This window comes from Photobacterium sanguinicancri (assembly GCF_002265265.1).
Lineage (GTDB): Bacteria > Pseudomonadota > Gammaproteobacteria > Enterobacterales > Vibrionaceae > Photobacterium > Photobacterium sanguinicancri.
The window spans coordinates 1-1,678 of record NZ_NOIF01000345.1 but is presented as its reverse complement, the minus strand read 5'-3'; the positions used below and the strand labels follow the sequence as shown (position 1 = coordinate 1,678).

At 42.6% G+C, this 1,678-nt stretch carries 1 protein-coding gene, 1 tRNA gene and 2 rRNA genes; all 4 read right to left on the bottom strand.

Annotated elements, in window-relative coordinates; all coding sequences use genetic code 11:
• Positions 1-50 precede the first annotated feature (50 nt).
• A complete protein-coding gene (gene metA / locus ASV53_RS23905; protein ID WP_094958975.1) occupies positions 51-989 on the bottom strand; it encodes a homoserine O-acetyltransferase MetA in 939 nt (312 codons plus the stop codon).
• 157 nt (positions 990-1,146) lie between these two features.
• A 5S ribosomal RNA gene (rrf, locus tag ASV53_RS23900) occupies positions 1,147-1,262 on the bottom strand.
• Positions 1,263-1,271: 9 nt separating this feature from the next.
• Positions 1,272-1,347, bottom strand: a tRNA-Thr gene (locus ASV53_RS23895).
• A gap of 48 nt (positions 1,348-1,395) precedes the next feature.
• A 5S ribosomal RNA gene (rrf, locus tag ASV53_RS23890) occupies positions 1,396-1,511 on the bottom strand.
• Positions 1,512-1,678: the final 167 nt, after the last annotated feature.

Below are 1,678 nucleotides of genomic sequence, written 5' to 3'. Positions count from 1 at the left end.
TTATATTCTTAATTCTGACAAGATAAATTGTTTTTGATGGATATGTAGTATCAGTCTTTTGTAAAATTGGCTTCAGAAAAGTGGTCGAGATCGAAAGGCGTTTGCTGGTAAACGCAGTAGTTAAGCCAGTTAGAGAATAATAAATGACCATGACTTCGCCAGCTCGCAATCGGTGATCGGCTAGGATCATCATCTGGATAATAATTAAGTGGAATATTCGGTTCCATCCCTTCACCGCAATCACGCACATATTCATTATGCAAGGTACTAACATCATACTCAGGATGGCCAGTCACAAAGACATTACGTTTATCTTTGGTTGCGGCTAAATACACGCCTGCTTGTTCTGACGTTGCTAAAATATCAAGATCCGTGTGTTCCGCTAAATAATCAGGAGAAAAGTCAGCATAGCGGGAGTGAGGGACTTTAAACGTCTCATCAAATCCACGTAGAAGAGGATGATGACAGTCATGAATGGCATGATTGTAGATACCTGATAACTTTTCTTTGCGCGTTTTTTTAGGTAAATCATATAGCAGCTTCAACCCAGCCTGAGCTGCCCAACACACAAATAATGTTGAGGTAACATGCTCTTTCGCCCAATTCATGATGGCTTGGATCTCTTCCCAATAAAGCACATCTTCAAACTGTACGAGCCCTAGCGGTGCTCCCGTCACAATCAAGCCATCGAAGTTACGTGACTTCACCATTTCAAATTGACGATAGAAAGTATCAAGGTGTTCTTGTGGTGTATTTCGAGTAGGACGATTATCGATTCTTAGCAACTCAACATCGACTTGAAGTGGACTATTAGAGAGCAAACGCAAAAATTGCGTTTCTGTTTCTATTTTCTTGGGCATCAAATTCAATAACAGCACTTTCAATGGACGTATCCCTTGGCTTGCAGCACGTGCCTCTGTCATGACAAAGATATTTTCCCCTCGCAAAATATCCGTTGCAGGCAAACGATCGGGGATTTTAATTGGCATCTCTCTTACTCCTTAAGATGTTTAGACGTCCAGATATCTAAATAAAAATATACAATATAAGAGGTATACGCAAGCGAGAAAGACTGATTAGTCTGAATTTGAATTATTAAACGGTAGAAATGAAAAAACCCAGCCGAAGGCTGGGTTTTAGAATGGGTTTCAGCAATGTCCTACTCTCACATGGGGAGACCCCACACTACCATCGGCGCTACAACGTTTCACTACTGAGTTCGACATGGGATCAGGTGGTTCCATTGCGCTATGGTCGCTGAAAAAATTTAATGGTGCTAGTACCCAGATTCGAACTGGGGACCTCACCCTTACCAAGGGTGCGCTCTACCAACTGAGCCATACCAGCACACAATTTTGTTATGAAGCTCGTTATTACAAACTTCTTAAATTTGAAGCCTGGCGATGACCTACTCTCACATGGGGAGACCCCACACTACCATCGGCGCTATTACGTTTCACTACTGAGTTCGGCATGGGATCAGGTGGGTCCATAATGCTATGGTCGCCAAGCAAATTCGGTTTATCTTACGCCATCGGCGGAAGATACAATCTGGGAAAGTTAACTAGTTACAATATTCGTTCTTAACACGCATTCAAGCGTTATGGAGTCCGTAAAACCCCTTGGGTGTTGTATGGTTAAGCCTCACGGGCAATTAGTACAGGTTAGCTCAATGCCT

Bases quoted from the DNA above. Each gene is read 5' to 3' on its own strand.
- metA (WP_094958975.1), bottom strand. From the start codon at position 989: ATGCCAATTAAAATCCCCGATCGTTTGCCTGCAACGGATATTTTGCGA.